Source organism: Microbacterium sp. p3-SID336 (assembly GCF_025143365.1).
Classification (GTDB): domain Bacteria; phylum Actinomycetota; class Actinomycetes; order Actinomycetales; family Microbacteriaceae; genus Microbacterium.
Window position 1 is genome coordinate 56,532 of sequence record NZ_JALXPE010000012.1, and the last position, 16,861, is coordinate 73,392.

Below are 16,861 nucleotides of genomic sequence, written 5' to 3' on the forward strand. Positions count from 1 at the left end.
GAGTCACTTCAGCCCCGCCAACTTCTCGCGCACGACCCGCTCAAGTTCGGCGCCACGGTCGAACTCTGCGAGCAGCTCGCTCGTGAGGCGTTCGATCTTCTCGGCGATCGGCTCGTCGTCGGCTTCTGCTTCCTGGGCGCCGACGTAGCGTCCAGGGGTGAGTACGAAGCCGTGCTGCTCGATCTCGGCCAGCTTCGCTGCCTTCGCGAAGCCGGGGACGTCCTCGTATCCGCCGTCATGGTTGCGCCACGCATGGTATGTGTTGGCGATCTTCGCGATATCGCCGTCCGGTCCGTCCGTGAGCACGCGCAGACGTCGAGTCTCCATCGTGCCGAGCTTGCGAGCATCGATGAACAGCACCTCATCGTCACGCTTGCGGTGCCCATTGCCGCCGCGATCCTTGGAGATAAACCAGAGGGCGACCGGGATGCCCGTGTTGAAGAAGAGCTTGTCGGGCATCGCGACGATGCAGTCGACGAGTCCTGCGCGCACGAGATTCTCGCGGATCTGACCCTCGCCGCTCTGCTTCGACGACAACGAGCCGTTGGCGAGGACGAAGCCAGCGGTGCCGTTGGGCTTGAGGTGGTGGATGAAGTGCTGCACCCATGCGAAGTTCGCGTTGCCCTGCGGTGGGGTTCCGTACTTCCAGCGTGGGTCGTTTGCGAGCTTCGGGTTCCACCAGTCGCTCACGTTGAACGGTGGGTTCGCGATCACATAGTCGGCGCGGAGGTCGGGGTGGAGGTCATTGACGAACGAGTCGTCGGACTTCTCGCCGAGGTCCGCCTCGATGCCGCGAAGGGCGAGGTTCATCTTCGCGAGCTTCCAGGTGGTGTCGGTGAACTCCTGGCCGTAGACGGAGATGTCAGACCGCTTGCCACCGTGCGCCTGCACGAAGTCCGCGGACTGCACGAACATGCCACCCGAGCCACAGGCGGGATCGTAGACACGTCCGCTGTAGGGCTCCAACATCTCGACAAGCGTCTTGACGACACTGCGGGGCGTGTAAAAGGCACCTGCGTCCTTCCCCGTCTCCTTGCCGGCGAACTGGCCGAGGAAGTATTCGTACACACGGCCGAGCACGTCGTCTGCACCGTGGTCGTCCGTGCTGGTAAAGCCGATGGATCCGATCAGGTCGACGAGTTCACCCAAGCGCCTCTTGTCGAGCCCATCCCGGGCGTAGTTCCGCGGCAAGACGCCACGAACTGTGGGGTTCTCTGCTTCGACCGCGTCCATCGCTGCGTCGATGTCGTGGCCGATGCTCGCGAGCTTGGCGCGGCCGAGAATGTACTCCCAGCGCGCCTCGGTAGGGACCCAGAACACGTTGTGAGAGGCGTACTCGTCGCGATCCTCCAGGAAGTTTGCGATGTCCGAGGCGTCCAGACCGTCGGCTTTCAGTTCTGCCTCGAGCGCCTCACGACGCTCTGTGAAGCGGTCGGAAATGTACTTGAGGAAGACAAGTCCGAGTACGACGTGCTTGTACTCGCTGGGCTCCTGGTTGCCGCGGAGCTTGTCCGCGGTCTCCCAAAGGGTCTGCTCGAGGGTCTTGGTCGGCTTGACCTTGGCTACGCGAGCCATCAGAGCGAGATATCCATGACTGCGCGGGCGAACGACTGCATCGTGTCGTGCTGCTCGGGGTTGGTCATGCTCATCTTCCTTTTCACCACAGCAGAGGCTCCCGCTCGATCGATCTCAGACGCGATGCCGACAGCGACACGCGCTTCTCATCCTCCCCTACAAGTGCTCAGTCCTCGGCGGCATCCGACACGACGAGCACGCTCGTGAGCGGGATCTCTGCGCGCCACCGCTGCGGGAGCTTGTCGTAGTTCTCCAGCACCATTGTCACGACGTCCTCGCCGGTGAGCAGTCGAAGGCCCGGGCGCTGCCGTTCGATCGCTAGTGCGTCGCGCGTGTAGGAGCCGAGGGTCACAAAGAGCGACAGTTCGCCGGCCCCCTGTGTGCCGATCAGCTGCTGTACCTCGGGTGATCCGATCGTGCCGGTGTGGTGCTTGCATTGCACCTTGATCAGGGGCGGCTCGACGCCGAGCGGATCACGGTGCGCAATCACATCGACACCGCCGTCCTGTGAGTACTGCGTCACGCGAGCCTGGTAGCCCAGGGCGCGGAGCAATGCCGCTGTAAAGTCCTCGAATTCCTGGTGCGTGAGTCGCTTGTGGAGCGCTTCGAGCACGAAGTCACGCGTGTGCCGTTCGATACGCGAAGCGCGCGGCTCGTCGTCCGAATCGTCGGCGTTCTCCGACTCCACGACCTCCTTCTCCACCGCTTGAGACACCTGCTCGACTGACCCGCCAGCGGTGTTCAACGCGGCCAGGAACTCGGCGGTGTGATTACGAACACGGAACACGGTGAGAACCGATCCGATCTCGTACAACGCGGACTGAGTGAAGACGGTGCGAGGAAGCCCGATCTGCTTCCAATCGACCTTGCGCCGATGACGGTGGTGCGGCGCGTGAGCCTCGAAGTAGTAGGGACTGGCGATGACGCCAATGTTGATTGTGGAGTTCGGCTTGAACGGCGCGACGACGACGTCACCGACTTGCATCTCGTCCCGAAAACGAACGAGTGTGCCCGCTTGTCCGGCAATGGAACGCGGCTTCGCATCGGGCTCAAGTTCGCTGAGACGCGACTTGAGTCCTTCTCGCCCGCCGAGGACCTCGGTCAGCCCGCCGAGCTCATCCCATCCGATGCTGATGAAGCCTTCGTCGGTGAGTTCGTTGGTGAGCACGTTGTTGTGCACGCCCCAGACGTTCATACAGTCACTCCCTCGTCGCGGAGGTAACGCCAGCACTGGCATTCCCCACAGTGCCATACTGCCGCACTGCGTTCGACGACCCGCCTGACGGACGGATGCGCGCGCCGCTGAATGTCCACGGAGCCCGCTAGCATCCGATTAGCGCAGACCGTGAGGCAATCCGTCGGCGCTCTCTGAATCGATCGAGGATCACGCTGGGGGATCTGTGGCACAGGACAAAGAAGTCGTCCAACAGGCATCGGGTGGAAGTGTGAACGCGGTAAAGCTCCCGGATGACTTTCAAGACAAGGTGTTCAAGGCCATCGCGGTCCAACGCCCGGCGGTCGGGGCATACATCAAGGAGGTGCGCCGGAAGAACCCGGCGGCCTCACCGGCTCAGGTGATGAAGATCATCGAGTCCCAGTACGTCGCAACGACGACGGCAGCAAGTGCCGCGGTTGGTGCCTCCGCGACGATCCCTGCGGTCGGCGTTCCTGTGGCACTTGGCCTAGGGGTCGCGGATCTGTTGTTCTTCTACGAGACAACTGCACTCTTCGCTCTCTGCATGGCCGAACTGCGGGGAATTCCTATCGACGACCCCGATCGCGCAAAAGTCATCGTGCTCGGTGCGCTCCTAGGCGAGAAGCGCCGAAGCCCCGTTTCGCAGATTGTGCTGAGTGCGCTCCCGGCCGGAGCGACTGTTGCTGGGGCGCGTGCGGTCGCCGGGGGAGCTCTTTCGGGTGCCACCCCAAAATGGGGTGACCTTCTCGCTCAACAGATCCCTGATTCCGCGCTCGTGCCAGTCACCATGGTCCTGGCGAGGCAGGCGATCGCACAGGGAACGGTGATGGGTGCCGTAAAGATCAGCTCCAAAGCGATCCCCGTCATCGGCGCGGTCGCAGGTGGGGCGACCAGCTTCTACTTCGGAAGTGGTGTTGTGAAGTCCTGTCGTGCTGGCTTCTCCGAACCGGCGGAGGTCTGGCCGGAATGGCTTGAACTGGCGGACAGCGACGGTGACGGCATCCCGGACCCGTCGAAGGCCGTGCTTGCGATGCGTGCTGCATCGGAGTCAGCAAAGGACTTCGGGGAGAACGTGTGGGGACGAATCGTTGACTCAAGTGAGGTCTTCAGGAGTGTCGACATCGACGGTGACGGCATTCCCGACGAGGCGCGCGCGGTCACCGCTGTGAAGGGTGCGGCAACGACCGTCGGTGCTGCGGCCGGGGGAGCAGCAAAGGCCGTCGGGGGCGCTGCAGGAGGTGCTGTCAAGGCAGTAGGCGGCGTCGCCACGGGGGCTGCTGGCGCCGTCACAGGGCTGTTCAAGCGGGGGAAGTCGGCGAACGACAACCGCAACAACAGTTCAGGTGAACAGGCGGCCGAACCCGAGTCGGACGCGTCCTCGAACTAGCGCGTCCCCCTCAGAGGTCGAGGCGGTACCGCACCATGGGTGCCCCGCCGAGGGGATGCGGTTCCGGTGACCCCACGGCACGGAACCCCGCGGCCTCATACAGTCGCACCGCGGGATTGCCCACGCGCACGCCCAGCTCGACCGCGGAGAAACCCGCCGCCCGCGACGCGTCGAGGGCATCCGCCAGAAGAGCCGACCCGATCCCGCGACCCGCCGCGCCGGGAGCGACCGCGATGCGCTCGAGTATCGCTACTGCCGGGTCCTTCGGGTGTGGCACCGTCACCACGAAACCCTCGGGCGTCGAGCCTGCAGTTGTCCCGCGTGCGACCGCGAACCGCGCGACCCCGCCCGCGAAGAGGCTGCGGGTGCGTGCGCTGACCGGCTCGACCTCCACCCGCCCGTCACGCTCGCGCAGCGCTTCCACCCATAGTTCGATGCACGGCTCCACGTCGGAAGGAATCCTGCCGTCCGCGATCTGCACCATGTCACGATCCTTGCACCTGGACTACGGCTCAGTCCCCCCCGGGCTCCCACCGCAGCAGATCCCCGGGCTGGCACTCCAGCGCGGCGCACAGCGCGTCGAGCGTGGTGAGGCGCACGGCCTTCGCGCGGCCGTTCTTCAGCACGGCGAGGTTCGTGGGGGTGATGCCGATCCGCTCGGCGAGCTCGCCGACGCCGATCTTCCTCCGCGCCATCATCACGTCGATGTCGACCACGACCGGCATCAGATCACCTCGTCGTCGAGCTCGGAGCGCAGGGCCCGTGCCTCGGTGTCCCTGTCGATGGCCTGTCGCAGCAGCGCCTTCATCACGACGACCAGCAGCGCCATCCCGGCCAGCACCACGCCGGCGCCGCCGATCAGTGCGACCACCCCGGGCGCGATCGAGCCCGGGGCAAGCAGCGCCGCCAGCACCCACGTGAGCACGGCGGCGGCGACGATCGCACCGATGATCACGTCGACGGCCCGGAACGAGGATTCCGCGAAGATCGAGCCGCGCCGCACCTTCGTCAGCAGGATCCATACGCACACGCCGAACACCTGCATCGTGGCGACGCCCAGCACGAGGATCGTCACCAGGGCTACCCGCCCCCACTGCGCCTCGCCCTCCAGGTCGGCGTACACGAGCGGGGCGATCACGATCTGCACCACGAGTGAGCCGAGCAGCGCGATCGCGATCACGACCTGCAGCACGACGATCGTTCCCCTGGCCATGCTGATCCCTTCCGTCGAGAAACAATAGGAATCTATCGTTAATCGTTCGATAGATCAAGAGCGCAGCGGAGGCTGCGCCCACGCTATTCCCGTGAAAACTCCCACCCCGCATCCAGGGTGAGCGATATATCGTTAACTATCGTTGACGACTGGGAGGTCATCATGAACAGCGCATTCCCCTCCAACCCGTTCGGCCCGACCGGCTCCGACCGCGACGGCGGCTCCGGCGACTTCGCGTCCGGCCTCGGCAACCTGTTCGGCGGACCCCACGGCCCGGCCGGCGCGATCTTCGACGCCATGGATCAGCTCCGCAAGTCGTTCGAGTCCCGCCCGTCCGGCGGCTCGCGCATGGCACGCGGCGACGTCCGCAGCGCCGTGCTGTCCCTCCTCGCCGAGCGCCCCATGCACGGCTACCAGATCATCAACGAGATCGCCGAGCGCAGCGGCGGCACGTGGAAGCCCAGCGCAGGCTCGGTCTACCCCACGCTCCAGCTGCTCGCCGACGAGGGTCTGATCGAAGCCGAGGAGCAGAACGGCCGCAAGACCTACTCGCTCACCGAGGCCGGTCGTGCCGTCGCGGCCGAGAGCACCGACACTCCGCCGTGGGTGCCGAACTCCGACAAGGACCGCACCCGCGACGCGCGCTACAGCGCGCTGCCGAAGGCCGGGGTCGACCTCGCCGCGGCCGCCGCCCAGGTGGGCCGCAGCGGTTCGCCGGAGCAGGTGCAGCAGGCCATCGAGGTGCTCGACGACGCCCGCCGTAGGCTGTACACGATCCTCGCTCAGGACTGACCGCGTCGTGCGGCGTCCGGCGGGAGGCGGCGGAAGGATGACGCGATGACGGAAGCTGCGGCACAGGGCGTGCACCGCGCCAGGTACCGTCGCATCCTCTCCTTCGCGAGCCGTGAGTTCCTCAAGATCTGGTGGTACGAGCTCGTGCTGCCGCGCTTCGGCATGTCGTCGATCGCGGAGCGGACGCGGTCTCGGCGGATGCAGCGGTTCGCGCGTCGCTTCCACACCCTCGCGGTCGAGCTCGGCGGGCTCATGATCAAGGTCGGGCAGTTCATGTCCTCCCGCCTCGACGTGCTGCCGCCGGAGATCACCGCCGAGCTGGAGGGTCTGCAGGACGAGGTGCCCGCGGTCCCGACCCCGCAGATCCGCGCGCTGGCCGAAGCCGAGCTGGGCCTGCCCCTCGACCGCGTGTATGCGTGGTTCGACGACACCCCCGTCGCCGCGGCCTCGCTCGGCCAGGTGCACCGCGCCCGGCTCTCGGACGCCGACGCGGAGGACACGGGGCTGACCGACGTCGTGGTCAAGGTGCAGCGCCCCGGCATCGACGAGATCGTCGCGGTCGACCTTGCGGCGCTCCGCCGCGTGGCCCGCTGGCTGACCCGCGTGCGGATCGTCGCCGACCGTGTGGACGCCCCCGCGCTCGTGGAGGAGTTCGCGGCCACGAGCTTCGAGGAGATCGACTACCTCCACGAGGCCCGCAGCGCCGAGCGGTTCCGCGAGAACTTCGCCGACGCCCCGCGCGTCGCCGCACCCGAGATCGTGTGGGAGCGCACCACGCGGCGCGTGCTCACCCTGTCCGACGTGACGGCGATCAAGATCAACGACACCACCGCGCTGCGCGCCGCCGGCATCGATCCGTCCGCGGTCGCCGACGCGTTCGCGGAGGTGATGTTCGACCAGGTGTTCACGCACCGCTTCGTGCACGCCGACCCCCACCCCGGCAACATCTTCGTCACCCCGGTCCCCTCGGCGCAGGGCTTCCGCCTCACCTTCATCGACTTCGGCATGATGGCCGAGGTGCCGGACAGCCTCCGCAACGGGCTGCGTACCCTGCTCATCGCGGTCACGGCACGCGACAGCCGTGGGCTCGTCGCCGCCGCGCAGGAGATCGGCGTGCTGCTGCCCTCCGCCGACACGGGCGAACTGGAACGCGCGCTCACTGCCCTGTTCGCGCGCTTCGGCGGCATGGGCTTCGCCGAGCTGAGTCGCGTCGACCCGCGGGAGTTCCGCGACTTCGCCGACGAGTTCGGCGACATGGTGCGCCGCCTTCCGCTGCAGCTGCCGGAGGACATGCTGCTCCTCATCCGCGCCGTCTCGCTGACCAGCGGCATGTGCAGCGGCCTCGACCCCGCCTTCAACGTGTGGGATGCCGCCGAACCCTACGCCGCACGACTGCTGCGTGACGAGTCGGGCAACCTGATGCAGGAGATGGCGCAGCAGGCCATGACCAACGCCGCCACCACGTGGCGCCTCCCCGGCCGCATCGACCACATCATCACGCGCCTCGACGACGGCAACGTCTCGTTCGACACCGCCCGCCTGGAGCGCCGCCTCGACCGGCTCGAAGGCATCGCGCGGCGCATCGCCTCGGGAGTGCTGTTCGCGGCGATGCTCGTCGGCGGCGCGCTGCTCGTGGCGCCCCTGCCCCCGCTCGGCATCACCCTCCTGTGCGTCTCGGTGCTGCCGCTGCTCGGGGCCCTGTTCCTGGGCCGCCGCCTCCGCTAGCCCGGGGTGTCCTCCGTGAGGGCGCGCAGGACACGTGGCGCGAAGAACCGGCGATCGTACGCGTCTTCGGAGACTTGGCTGAGCACTCCGAGGCTCACAAGCTGTCTCACGAGCTTGTTGGCGCGCGTGTACGAGAGACCGAGGTCATTCGACACCTTGCGCACGGTGAACGACGGATTCGCTACCGCGAGATCGACGAGAGCGTGAGCGGAGTCGGCGCGGAGGGCAGACGTGCGCACGGTGTCCTTGAGTTCGGCTTGTACGCGAACGAGTGCCACCATCTGGCGATGAGTCTGCTCGGCGGCGGCGCGGAGACCCCTGGCGAAGAACTCGACGAATCCATCCCAGTCTCCTCGCGCACTCACGTCGAACAGCCGGTCGTAATAGTCCGCACGGCGGGCCTCGAACCATGGTGAGACGGTCAGCGTCGGCTCTGAGAGGACGCCTCCGAGCTGCAGGTGGACGACGATGAGGAATCTGCCCAGGCGTCCGTTGCCGTCCCGGTAGGGGTGCAGAGTCTCGAATTGGTAGTGGGACATCGCGGCGGCGACGACCGGATCGATGCTCCCGGTGTGGGGTCGCTGGATCCAATCCGTCAAGTCGCGGAGGCTCGCTTCGAGAGGGACGCCGGGCGGTGGGGGGATGAAGCGCGCGGCGTGAGCCGGGAAGCCGAGGTGACCGCTGTCGGCGCGGCGCCCGATCACCACCTGGTTGTCGCGGATGCGCCCTGAGCTGCCGTGCAGCGGTGTCCCCCGCATGAGTACGCCCTGAAGTTCGCTGAGCATGGACACGGAGATGCTCTCCCCCCGCGCGATCCTCTCGAAGCCGAGATTCGCCATCCGCACGTAGTTCAGCACCTCGACCAGCTCTGCGGTGTCGGCGTTGTTCTCGTCTGCCGTCATGACTGCGGCGAGTGGAGCGTACGTTCCTTCCAGCGCGGAGGTACTCTGCGCTTCCCGGCGCAGTGTCGGAAGTCGAAGCAGCTGCGGGTTCGGGAGCTGACGTGCGGTGCTATCGAGAGCGGCGAGCGCCGCGCGTGCGTCGGCGACGGCGAGAAACGTCGGCGCGGTGAGCGGCGGCATCTCCTCCCCGAGCGGCACAGGAACGAATGCTCGGTGGTTCCACTCGCCCAACTGCGGGTCGTGCCCGTCGATCGGCACCAGGGAACCCATCTCCGGCTTCTGGAACATTGTCAGATCCACAATGCAACTCTACGCGGGGAAGAGGAACATTTGTCGAAGGGGAATGTGCCTTTGGGGCGAGAACGGCCGCACGGTGGGCCGCCGCCTCCGCCAGCCCGGGGCGGGGGAGCCCGCGTGGGAGGATGGGTTCTCATGGACACCCCGGATGAGAAGCCCCGAACTTCCGACGTTCCGCTGACCACCACCGGCACGCACCGCACCGCGGGAGAGACCGCGCGCAAGATCGTGCGCGACATCGCCGCGGTCCCGCCGCGCAGCGTGCACCCCGCACTCGTGCCCGGTGTATCGGTGGAGGAGACCGGCCGCACGTACCGCACCGACCCGCTCGTGTTCGGCGTCGCGGCCGCGTTCGCCGTCGCGTTCATCGCCTGGGGCGTGTTCGCGGGCGACAACCTGTCCGGCACGACGAGCGCGGTGCTCGCCTGGGTCGTCGAGTACTTCGGCTTCTTCTTCACGACGATCGCCACGATCATCCTCGTGTTCATGCTGTTCGTCGGCTTCAGCAAGTACGGCCGCATCCCCCTCGGCCGTGACGACGAGGAGCCCGAGTTCTCGATGTTCTCGTGGATCTCGATGCTGTTCGCGGCCGGCATGGGCATCGGCCTGGTGTTCTGGGGGGCCGCAGAGCCCCTCACGTTCTTCGAGAACCCACCGCCCGGCACGGTCGAGGCGGACACGCTCGAGGCGATGCACACCGCGCAGACGCAGGTGCTGTACCACTGGGGCCCGCAGGCCTGGGCGTTCTACGCGCTCGTCGGCGGCGCGATCGCCTACGGCGCCTACCGGCGCGGCCGCACCCCGCTGATCTCGTCCATCTTCGCCCCGCTGCTCGGGGAGAACCGCACCACGGGCCCGGTCGGCCGCACGATCGACATCTTCTCGATCATCGTCACTCTGTTCGGCACGGCCGCCTCGCTCGGACTCGGCGCGCTGCAGATCGGGCACGGCGTCGAGCTCGTCAGCGGCGCCGGTCCCCTCGGCAACGGCATCCTCATCGCCGTGATCGCCGTGCTCACGGCGTGCTTCATCGCCTCCGCGGTGTCCGGCGTCTCGAAGGGCATCCGCGCGCTGTCGAACATCAACGCGGTCGTCGCGATCCTGCTCGCCTTCTTCGTGTTCTTCGTCGGCCCGACGCTGCTGATCCTGAACGTGATCCCCTCCGTCGCCGTGCAGTTCCTCGGCGACCTGCCGACCATGATCGGCCGCTCCGCCTCGCAGGGCGACGCCGCCCAGGCGTTCCTGTCGAGCTGGACGATCTTCTACTGGGCGTGGTGGATCTCCTGGTCGCCCTTCGTCGGCATGTTCATCGCGAAGATCTCCCGCGGTCGCACCCTCCGTCAGTTCGTGTCGGTCGTCATCGTGGTCCCCTCCGCCATCTCGCTCGTGTGGTTCGCGATCTTCGGCACGACCGCCATCCAGCAGCAGATGGACGGTGCCGGCCTCGTCGTCGACCCGCCGGAGGAAGTGCTGTTCGGGGTGCTGGAGAACTTGCCTTTCCCGCTCGTCACCAGCATCGTGCTGATCATCCTGATCGCGATCTTCTTCATTACGGGCGCCGACTCCGCCTCGCTCGTCATGGGCACGCTGTCCCAGCAGGGAAGGCCCGAGCCGTCGCGGTGGGTGGCCGTCATCTGGGGGGTGCTGGTCGGCGTGATCGCCGCCGTGCTGCTGGTCAGCGGCGTGGAAGGGAGCGGTCTGCAGTCGCTGCAGAACGCCACGATCATCGCCGCGCTGCCATTCGCGATCATCATGGCGTTCATGATGATCGCCTTCATGAAGGATCTCCGACGCGATCCGCTCATCCTCCGCGACCGGTACGCGCGCGCGGCCGTGCGCCACAGCGTCATGGCGGGCCTGGAGGAGTACGGCGACGACTTCGCCCTGGTGCCGGTCGAGTACGACCACTCGGAGGACGACCTCGCGTGGATCGACGAGGACACCGTCGACGACACCCTCGCCGAGGTGTACGAGGCCGCGACCGAGGCGATCGACATCATCCCGCCCGCGGAGGTCGAGGCGACGGTGGACGCCGCCCTGGACCAGCCGGACGAGTCCGCGCAGCCGGGAGCGGAAGGCCCCAGGACGCCCTCCGCCTGACGCGGTGACGGCTCTCGATCCGGCGTGACGTCGATCGGGAGCCGTCGGCGTTCGTCGCTCGCGCCGCGTCGCGACTCAGGCGTCCGGCGTGGGATCGTCCGTCGGCGTCTCGGCGGCGGCGGTGATGCGGGCGGCCATGCCGGAGAAGATCAGGCCGTGGAAGGGCAGCACGGCGAGCCAGTACAGCCGTCCGCTCAGACCGCGGGGGAAGAACACGGCGCGCTGCTCGTACCGGGCTCCCGCGCCGTCGGGCACCGCACGCAGCTCCAGCCACGCCTCCCCCGGCACCTTCATCTCGGCGCGCAGCCGCAGCAGGCGACCGGCTTCGGTCTGCTCCACGGCCTCCACGCGCCAGAAGTCGATCGCGTCTCCCACCCGGGCGCCCGTGCGACTGCGGCGTCCGCGGCGCAGCCCCACGCCGCCGACCACACGGTCCATGAGCCCGCGCACAGCCCACAGCAGCGGTGACGAGTACCAGCCGTTCTCCCCGCCGATCCCGAGGATCACGCGCCACAGCTCGTCCACCGAGGCACTGGTCTGCACGGACCGCGCGTCGGTGAACACGGTACGCCCCGCCCAGTCCGGGTCGCTCGGCAGCGGGTCGCTCGGAGCACCGGAGACCTCGGCGTCCTGCCAGCTCGTCTCGATCGCGTCGGCGTCCACGCGGCCGAGAGCCAGGGCGACCGCTCGGCGGTACGGCGTGAGGCCACCATCGGGGCGGGGGATCAGCTCATCGATCGCGTGATCCTTCATGATGCACTCGTTCTGCAGCGAGGCCACGAGCGGGCGGGCGATCGACCGCGGGACCGGGGTGACCAGGTTCACCCAGTGCGAGGCGAGCTCCGGGGTGAGCACGGGAAGGGCCGCGATGGCGCGCTGCGGGAGCCCTGCCTCCAGCGCGTAGCCGTTCATCATCTGGCCGTAGCGCACCACGTCGGGACCGCCGATGTCGACCGCGCGGTTGATGTCGGGGTCGACGCGGGCGGCGCCGAGCAGATAGTGCAGCACGTCCCGCACGGCGATCGGCTGGATGCGGTTGCGCACCCACTTGGGCGCGGGCATGTAGGGGAGCACGTCCGTCAGGTGGCGGATCATCTCGAACGACGCCGAGCCCGAGCCGATCACGACCCCGGCCTGCAGCACCAGGGTGGGCACGCCGGAGCCGAGCAGGATCTCGCCGACGTGCACGCGGGAGCGCAGATGCGGCGACAGCTTCACATCGTCGGGGTGCAGGCCGCCGAGATACACGATGCGCCGCACGCCCGCGGCGGCCGCAGCCTCGGCGATGGTGCGCGCGGCTGTCTCGTCGCTCGCCTCGAAGCCCTTGCCGGCGGACATGGAGTGGATCAGGTAGTACACGACGTCGACGTCGTCCATGGCCGCGGTGACGGCGGTCAGATCGTCGGCCGAGCCCTCGACGATCTCGCATCCCTCGCCCCACGCGAACGAGCGGGCCCTGGCGGCGTCACGCGCCAGCACGCGCACGCGGTAGCCGGCGTTCAGAAGGCGCGGCGTCAGGCGTCCGCCGATGTACCCGGTGGCGCCGAGGACGAGGGCGCGGGGTGCGGAGCCGTCGTCACGGGGGACCGCTCGCAGGTTCTCCTCGCGGCCGGTGGGCTGGCTGAGCTCGGTCATGCTCCGAGCGTAGAGCGCCGGTCGGGGCCCGGGTACGGGGTTGCGCGCCGACGTCCGGATGTGCGGCCGGTGGGGTGGTCATCTATGTCGTCCCCGGCGGGTTATCGTGGTGCACGTGACTTCCATCGAATCGATTCGACGACTCGCGCCAGACCGCCAGACGCGGCGTGCGCGGATCGCCGTCTCCGCCCTTTTCCTGACGAACGGGGCACTGTTCGCGAACATCCTTCCGCGCTACCCCGAGATCAAAGCCGCGCTCGGACTGGACAACCTCGGCTACGGACTCGCGATCGCCGCGTTCCCGGCCGGAGCCATCGCGGCCGGGCTGCTCGCGGCGGTGCTGATCCGTCGGTTCGGGTCCGCCAGGGTCGCGGTCATCGGCACGGTGCTGACGAGCCTGGGCCTGCTGTCGGCCGCCCTCGCGCCGTCCGGGCTGCTGTTCGCGGCTGCACTGCTGCTGGGCGGCGCGTCCGACGCGATCACGGATGTCGCGCAGAACGCGCACGGCCTGCGCGTGCAGAAGCGCTATGGCCGCTCGATCATCAACTCCTTCCACGCCATCTGGTCGATCGGCGCCGTGCTGGGCGGGGTGATGGCGGCCGTCGCGATCGCGCTGCGCCTTCCCCTCGCCGTGCACCTGGGCATCTCCACGGCGCTGTTCGCGACCGTCGCGCTGGTGGCCCTCGGGTTCTGCCTCCCCGGCCGCGACGACGAGACGGCGGAGGAGGCGGCGGCGGAGCCTGCGGAGATTGGCGCGGCGGTGCGCCGCGGGGTGTCCGGACGCACCGTGGTCGCGATCGTCGCGCTCACCTTGATCGCGATGGCCGGTGCGATCGCGGAGGATGCCGGCAACTCGTGGGCCACGCTGTATCTGGCGGAATCGCTGGGCGCTGCCGCGGCCGTCGCGCCGCTCGGGTTCATCGCGCTGGTCGGGGCGCAGTTCGTCGGCCGGCTGCTGGGCGATCCCCTCACGGACCGCTTCGGCCAGCGCGCAGTGGCACGGGTGGGCGGGCTCATCGCGGCGGTGGGGATGACCCTCGCGCTGGCGTTCCCGAGCGTGCCGGGGACCATCGCGGGCTTCGCGGCGGTCGGCTTCGGCATCGCCACGCTCATCCCGGCGGCCATGCACGCCGCCGACGAGCTGCCGGGGCTGCGCCCGGGTGTGGGGCTGACGCTCGTGTCGTGGCTGCTGCGGCTGGGCTTCCTGCTGTCTCCGCCGTTCGTCGGGTTCGTGGCCGAGACGCAGAGCTTGGCGGTGGGTCTGCTGGTGGCACCGGTGGCCGCGCTGGTCGCCCTGCTGCTCGCCGGCTTCCTGGCGGCGCGGGACCCGCGTACCTGACCTGCAACTTCAGGGTTGCTTCTAGTTCTGAGTAGTGCACCTCTAGAGTTGCGGTTGACGCCCGGTCGACACGCACCCCTGAGAGGAACCATCATGGTGAACATGACCCGCAGTGAAGCAGCCGTCGTCGATGAGGAAGGGTTCTCGGTCCGCCGCAGCATCCGCGTCGAGGCGCCGATCGCCAAGGTCTGGCAGGCCGTCGCCGAAACCGAGCACATCTCGCGCTGGTTCGGCCGTACCGAGCTCGCCGGGACCGGCGTCGGCGCGACCGGAACCATGACGTTCCCCGACTACGACGTGATCCCGCTGCGCGTCGAGGAGTTCGAGGCGCCGCATCGCATCACCTACCGGTGGAACAACGACGACGCGCTCGACGCCCTGCCCGACCACATCGACGAGGCGACCTCGACGGTCTTCACCTTCACGCTGGAGGAGATCGACGGCGGCACGCAGCTCACCGTCGTCGAGAGCGGCTTCGAGCGCACCTCCGACCCGCGCGCCAACATGGAGTCGCACCGCACCGGGTGGGAGCTGGAGCTCGACAAGCTCGTGCCCCTGGTCGAGGGGGCGGCGTGACGACGGCGACTCTCATGCCGGTGCTCTCGGCCCTCGCCGACGAGACGCGGTGGAGCATCCTGACGGCGCTCGGCGAGGGGGATGCCTCGGCGTCCGCGCTCGCCGGGCGCCTTCCGGTGTCGCGTCAGGCCATCGCGAAGCACCTGTCGGTGCTGCAGGAGGTCGGCCTGGTGGAGCCTGTGCGCGTGGGCAGGGAGGTGCGGTTCCGCGTGGTCGGCGCCGAGCTGTCCGCCACCGCCGCGCGGCTCGACGCGATCGGCCGCACCTGGGACCGCCGCCTCGCCGCGATCAAGGAGATCGCCGAAGGGCTCTAGGCGGGCTCGTGCGCAGGCACAGCGTCGCCGTGCGGGGCATCCTGCTCCGCCGCCTCCTCGATGGCCGCGGTCATGCCCACCAGGAAGCGCATCACCACGCCGCGCTCCTGATCGGAGAGTTCGTCGACGAGCGACAGCATCCGCCGATGCATGGCACCGAGCGTGGCCCGCACCTCGTCATCACTGCTCACGGTGGGCACGACGACGCCGGCGCGACGGTCGGTCGGGTGCGGCTCGCGCCGTGCGTGTCCGCCGCGCTCCAGCCGGTCGATGAGGGTCGTGGTGGACGCCGTGGAGATGTCGAGCATGCGGGCGATGTCGATCGGCCGGACGATGCGTCCTGCCTTCTGCTCGCGGAGCAGGAAGCGCAGGGCGACCAGGTCCGTCTCGTTCATGCCCATCGACGCGCGGGTGCGCGCACGCATCGCCGTTTCCGCGCTGCGGTAGCGGCGGAGCATGTTGAGGACGTCGACCGTCGACGCGCTCTCGCTCTCGGGGTACCAGTAGCCGGAGGGATGGAACTCGCCCGTGCCGTCGGTCACGCGACCTCTCCTTCGTCGCTCGTGCCCGACTCGCGCTCCAGCATCTCGACGGCGCCCGTCTCGACCTCGGAAGGGACGATGCGCAGCGCACCGCCCGTGATCGCCTCGGTCTCGGCACCGATGATCTGCTCGATCCGCGAACGGGTGACGGCGGGGAAACGCTCCTCCAGGTGTGCGAGCAGATCGGCGTAGCGGATGTACGACGCCTCCTCGAGACTGAGTCGCTCGAACATGGCATCCTTTCGGGGGACAGATCTCCATCATCGCATCCCGGAACTGCCTGATCTCACCAGAATATTCCTAGTCTGTCTGCTTGTCAGGCAGCCGAGGTACCATGGGCTGAGGCGAGGAGGAGTACACGGCATGGGGAAGATCAGCACAGACGTCACGACGTCTGCGCTCGTGCGCGAGGTCGACGTACTCCGTCACGCCGACGCGCAGCTGACCCGCCGCCTCGCCGCCCGCCGCGAGCCCAACGACACCGATCGCACGGCCATGCGGCTCATCATCGCCGCGCCGCTGGATCAGCCGGTCACGCCGCGCGAGCTCGCCACGCACCTCGGCATCAGTACAGCTGCGGTCACGAGCGTCATCCGCCGCCTCTCGGAGCGGGGGCAGATCGTGGTCGCGCCGCATCCGGATGACGCCCGCTCGAAGGTGCTGCGTCCGTCGCTGCGCGACCTGCACACCCCGGCCGACGACCTCTCCCGTCGAGTCGCGGCGCTCGAAGAGGAGTTCACGCCCGAGGAGGCGGCGGCGATCACGCGTTTCCTGCGGCGCCTGACGGAGGAGATCTCGGACCTCCCGTGAGGTCGACTTGATTTAACTAGTTAAACTAGTAAACTTTCCTCGTCCAGTCTTTTTCACGAGGAGAGATCATGGGAACACTCACGTATGCGAATGCCACTGCTCCGATCGCCATCGAGGATGAGGTTCTCGCTCATCTGCGGGCTGTGACCCTCACCAAGCTGCGTCGCAACGAGCCCTTCGCGCTCACCGTCCCCACCGGCGGCGACCAGTCCGAGACGCTGTGGATCCACGCCTCCATCCCGATCCGCTTCGTGGTCGACACCGCGGTGCCCCTGCACCGGCCCCTGCTGGCGCGTCTGATGCAGGCGGCGAGCTCCACGGGCGGTCTCGACCTCACGGATTCCGAGCTGTCGCTCGAGACGGAGGCGCAGCAGCTGCACGCGATGTCCGCCTGAAACGGCGGATGAAGACCCGCCTCACCGGCCGTCGTGGTTCCCTCGAAGGGCTCTCGGACCACGC

Annotated in this window: 18 protein-coding genes; 9 read left to right on the forward strand and 9 right to left on the reverse strand. The window is 68.2% G+C overall.

What is annotated here, in order from left to right:
- Positions 1 to 3: 3 nt before the first annotated feature.
- Positions 4 to 1,575, reverse strand: a complete 1,572-nt coding sequence (locus M3C17_RS05270; RefSeq protein ID WP_259976600.1) for a class I SAM-dependent DNA methyltransferase — start codon at positions 1,573 to 1,575, stop codon at positions 4 to 6.
- Positions 1,576 to 1,741: 166 nt separating this feature from the next.
- Complete coding sequence (locus M3C17_RS05275) at positions 1,742 to 2,770, reverse strand: restriction endonuclease (protein ID WP_259976601.1); 1,029 nt, start codon at positions 2,768 to 2,770, stop codon at positions 1,742 to 1,744.
- Positions 2,771 to 2,975: 205 nt separating this feature from the next.
- On the opposite strand from M3C17_RS05275, the gene M3C17_RS05280 reads away from it, so the two are divergent.
- On the forward strand, positions 2,976 to 4,157 hold the full coding sequence (locus tag M3C17_RS05280) for a hypothetical protein (RefSeq protein WP_259976602.1): 1,182 nt from the start codon (positions 2,976 to 2,978) through the stop codon (positions 4,155 to 4,157).
- A gap of 10 nt (positions 4,158 to 4,167) precedes the next feature.
- Here the strand turns inward: M3C17_RS05280 and M3C17_RS05285 are convergent, their stop codons facing one another.
- The 3 genes from M3C17_RS05285 to M3C17_RS05295 are packed head-to-tail and all read right to left on the reverse strand — an operon-like array spanning position 4,168 to position 5,370.
- Complete coding sequence (locus M3C17_RS05285) at positions 4,168 to 4,641, reverse strand: N-acetyltransferase (RefSeq protein ID WP_259976603.1); 474 nt, start codon at positions 4,639 to 4,641, stop codon at positions 4,168 to 4,170.
- A 28-nt stretch (positions 4,642 to 4,669) separates the two neighbouring features.
- On the reverse strand, positions 4,670 to 4,882 hold the full coding sequence (locus M3C17_RS05290) for a helix-turn-helix transcriptional regulator (RefSeq protein WP_259976604.1): 213 nt from the start codon (positions 4,880 to 4,882) through the stop codon (positions 4,670 to 4,672).
- Positions 4,882 to 5,370, reverse strand: coding sequence for a DUF2975 domain-containing protein (locus tag M3C17_RS05295; protein ID WP_259976605.1), 489 nt, complete (start codon positions 5,368 to 5,370; stop codon positions 4,882 to 4,884). The genes M3C17_RS05290 and M3C17_RS05295 overlap by 1 nt, the downstream gene beginning before the upstream one ends.
- Before the next feature lie 162 nt (positions 5,371 to 5,532).
- Here M3C17_RS05295 and M3C17_RS05300 point away from each other — a divergent pair, with 162 nt between their 5' ends.
- The gene (locus M3C17_RS05300) at positions 5,533 to 6,162 is read left to right on the forward strand and encodes a PadR family transcriptional regulator (RefSeq protein ID WP_259976606.1); all 630 of its coding nucleotides are present in this window, start codon (positions 5,533 to 5,535) and stop codon (positions 6,160 to 6,162) included.
- 45 nt (positions 6,163 to 6,207) lie between these two features.
- Positions 6,208 to 7,887, forward strand: coding sequence for an AarF/ABC1/UbiB kinase family protein (locus tag M3C17_RS05305; protein WP_259976607.1), 1,680 nt, complete (start codon positions 6,208 to 6,210; stop codon positions 7,885 to 7,887).
- On the opposite strand, the gene M3C17_RS05310 is transcribed toward M3C17_RS05305, so the two are convergent.
- The gene (locus M3C17_RS05310) at positions 7,884 to 9,089 is read right to left on the reverse strand and encodes a Fic family protein (protein WP_259976608.1); all 1,206 of its coding nucleotides are present in this window, start codon (positions 9,087 to 9,089) and stop codon (positions 7,884 to 7,886) included. The two genes, M3C17_RS05305 and M3C17_RS05310, sit on opposite strands and share 4 nt — an antisense overlap.
- 132 nt (positions 9,090 to 9,221) lie before the next feature.
- Here M3C17_RS05310 and M3C17_RS05315 point away from each other — a divergent pair, with 132 nt between their 5' ends.
- Positions 9,222 to 11,186 (forward strand): BCCT family transporter, encoded by a 1,965-nt coding sequence (locus M3C17_RS05315; RefSeq protein WP_259976609.1) that lies wholly within the window; start codon positions 9,222 to 9,224, stop codon positions 11,184 to 11,186.
- 75 nt (positions 11,187 to 11,261) lie between these two features.
- On the opposite strand, the gene M3C17_RS05320 is transcribed toward M3C17_RS05315, so the two are convergent.
- On the reverse strand, positions 11,262 to 12,821 hold the full coding sequence (locus M3C17_RS05320; protein ID WP_259976610.1) for an SDR family oxidoreductase: 1,560 nt from the start codon (positions 12,819 to 12,821) through the stop codon (positions 11,262 to 11,264).
- 115 nt (positions 12,822 to 12,936) lie between these two features.
- Between M3C17_RS05320 and M3C17_RS05325 the strand changes: the two genes are divergently transcribed.
- The 3 genes from M3C17_RS05325 to M3C17_RS05335 all read left to right on the forward strand — a co-directional run bounded on the left by M3C17_RS05325 (position 12,937) and on the right by M3C17_RS05335 (position 15,050).
- Complete coding sequence (locus M3C17_RS05325) at positions 12,937 to 14,160, forward strand: MFS transporter (RefSeq protein ID WP_396819693.1); 1,224 nt, start codon at positions 12,937 to 12,939, stop codon at positions 14,158 to 14,160.
- Between the two features lie 93 nt (positions 14,161 to 14,253).
- Positions 14,254 to 14,736, forward strand: coding sequence for an SRPBCC domain-containing protein (locus M3C17_RS05330; RefSeq protein ID WP_259976611.1), 483 nt, complete (start codon positions 14,254 to 14,256; stop codon positions 14,734 to 14,736).
- A 14-nt stretch (positions 14,737 to 14,750) separates the two neighbouring features.
- Entirely contained in the window at positions 14,751 to 15,050 is a 300-nt protein-coding gene (locus M3C17_RS05335; RefSeq protein WP_396819697.1) for an ArsR/SmtB family transcription factor, read from the forward strand.
- Here the strand turns inward: M3C17_RS05335 and M3C17_RS05340 are convergent.
- Together M3C17_RS05340 and M3C17_RS05345 are read right to left on the reverse strand one after the other, a co-directional pair.
- Entirely contained in the window at positions 15,047 to 15,592 is a 546-nt protein-coding gene (locus tag M3C17_RS05340; RefSeq protein WP_259976613.1) for a MarR family winged helix-turn-helix transcriptional regulator, read from the reverse strand. The two genes, M3C17_RS05335 and M3C17_RS05340, sit on opposite strands and share 4 nt — an antisense overlap.
- Complete coding sequence (locus tag M3C17_RS05345) at positions 15,589 to 15,825, reverse strand: hypothetical protein (protein WP_259976614.1); 237 nt, start codon at positions 15,823 to 15,825, stop codon at positions 15,589 to 15,591. Before M3C17_RS05345 ends, M3C17_RS05340 begins: the two co-directional genes overlap by 4 nt.
- A 130-nt stretch (positions 15,826 to 15,955) precedes the next feature.
- Here M3C17_RS05345 and M3C17_RS05350 point away from each other — a divergent pair, with 130 nt between their 5' ends.
- Positions 15,956 to 16,402, forward strand: a complete 447-nt coding sequence (locus M3C17_RS05350; protein ID WP_259976615.1) for a MarR family winged helix-turn-helix transcriptional regulator — start codon at positions 15,956 to 15,958, stop codon at positions 16,400 to 16,402.
- Positions 16,403 to 16,470: 68 nt separating this feature from the next.
- A complete protein-coding gene (locus tag M3C17_RS05355) occupies positions 16,471 to 16,797 on the forward strand; it encodes a hypothetical protein (protein ID WP_259976616.1) in 327 nt (108 codons plus the stop codon).
- The last annotated feature ends 64 nt before the right edge of the window (positions 16,798 to 16,861 follow it).

Coding starts and splice junctions, on each gene's coding strand:
- M3C17_RS05270 (WP_259976600.1), bottom strand. CDS start 1,575: ATGGCTCGCGTAGCCAAGGTCAAGCCGACCAAGACCCTCGAGCAGACC.
- M3C17_RS05275 (WP_259976601.1), bottom strand. CDS start 2,770: ATGAACGTCTGGGGCGTGCACAACAACGTGCTCACCAACGAACTCACC.
- M3C17_RS05285 (WP_259976603.1), bottom strand. CDS start 4,641: ATGGTGCAGATCGCGGACGGCAGGATTCCTTCCGACGTGGAGCCGTGC.
- M3C17_RS05290 (WP_259976604.1), bottom strand. CDS start 4,882: ATGCCGGTCGTGGTCGACATCGACGTGATGATGGCGCGGAGGAAGATC.
- M3C17_RS05295 (WP_259976605.1), bottom strand. CDS start 5,370: ATGGCCAGGGGAACGATCGTCGTGCTGCAGGTCGTGATCGCGATCGCG.
- M3C17_RS05300 (WP_259976606.1), top strand. CDS start 5,533: ATGAACAGCGCATTCCCCTCCAACCCGTTCGGCCCGACCGGCTCCGAC.
- M3C17_RS05305 (WP_259976607.1), top strand. CDS start 6,208: ATGACGGAAGCTGCGGCACAGGGCGTGCACCGCGCCAGGTACCGTCGC.
- M3C17_RS05315 (WP_259976609.1), top strand. CDS start 9,222: ATGGACACCCCGGATGAGAAGCCCCGAACTTCCGACGTTCCGCTGACC.
- M3C17_RS05320 (WP_259976610.1), bottom strand. CDS start 12,821: ATGACCGAGCTCAGCCAGCCCACCGGCCGCGAGGAGAACCTGCGAGCG.
- M3C17_RS05330 (WP_259976611.1), top strand. CDS start 14,254: ATGGTGAACATGACCCGCAGTGAAGCAGCCGTCGTCGATGAGGAAGGG.
- M3C17_RS05335 (WP_396819697.1), top strand. CDS start 14,751: ATGCCGGTGCTCTCGGCCCTCGCCGACGAGACGCGGTGGAGCATCCTG.
- M3C17_RS05345 (WP_259976614.1), bottom strand. CDS start 15,825: ATGTTCGAGCGACTCAGTCTCGAGGAGGCGTCGTACATCCGCTACGCC.
- M3C17_RS05350 (WP_259976615.1), top strand. CDS start 15,956: ATGGGGAAGATCAGCACAGACGTCACGACGTCTGCGCTCGTGCGCGAG.
- M3C17_RS05355 (WP_259976616.1), top strand. CDS start 16,471: ATGGGAACACTCACGTATGCGAATGCCACTGCTCCGATCGCCATCGAG.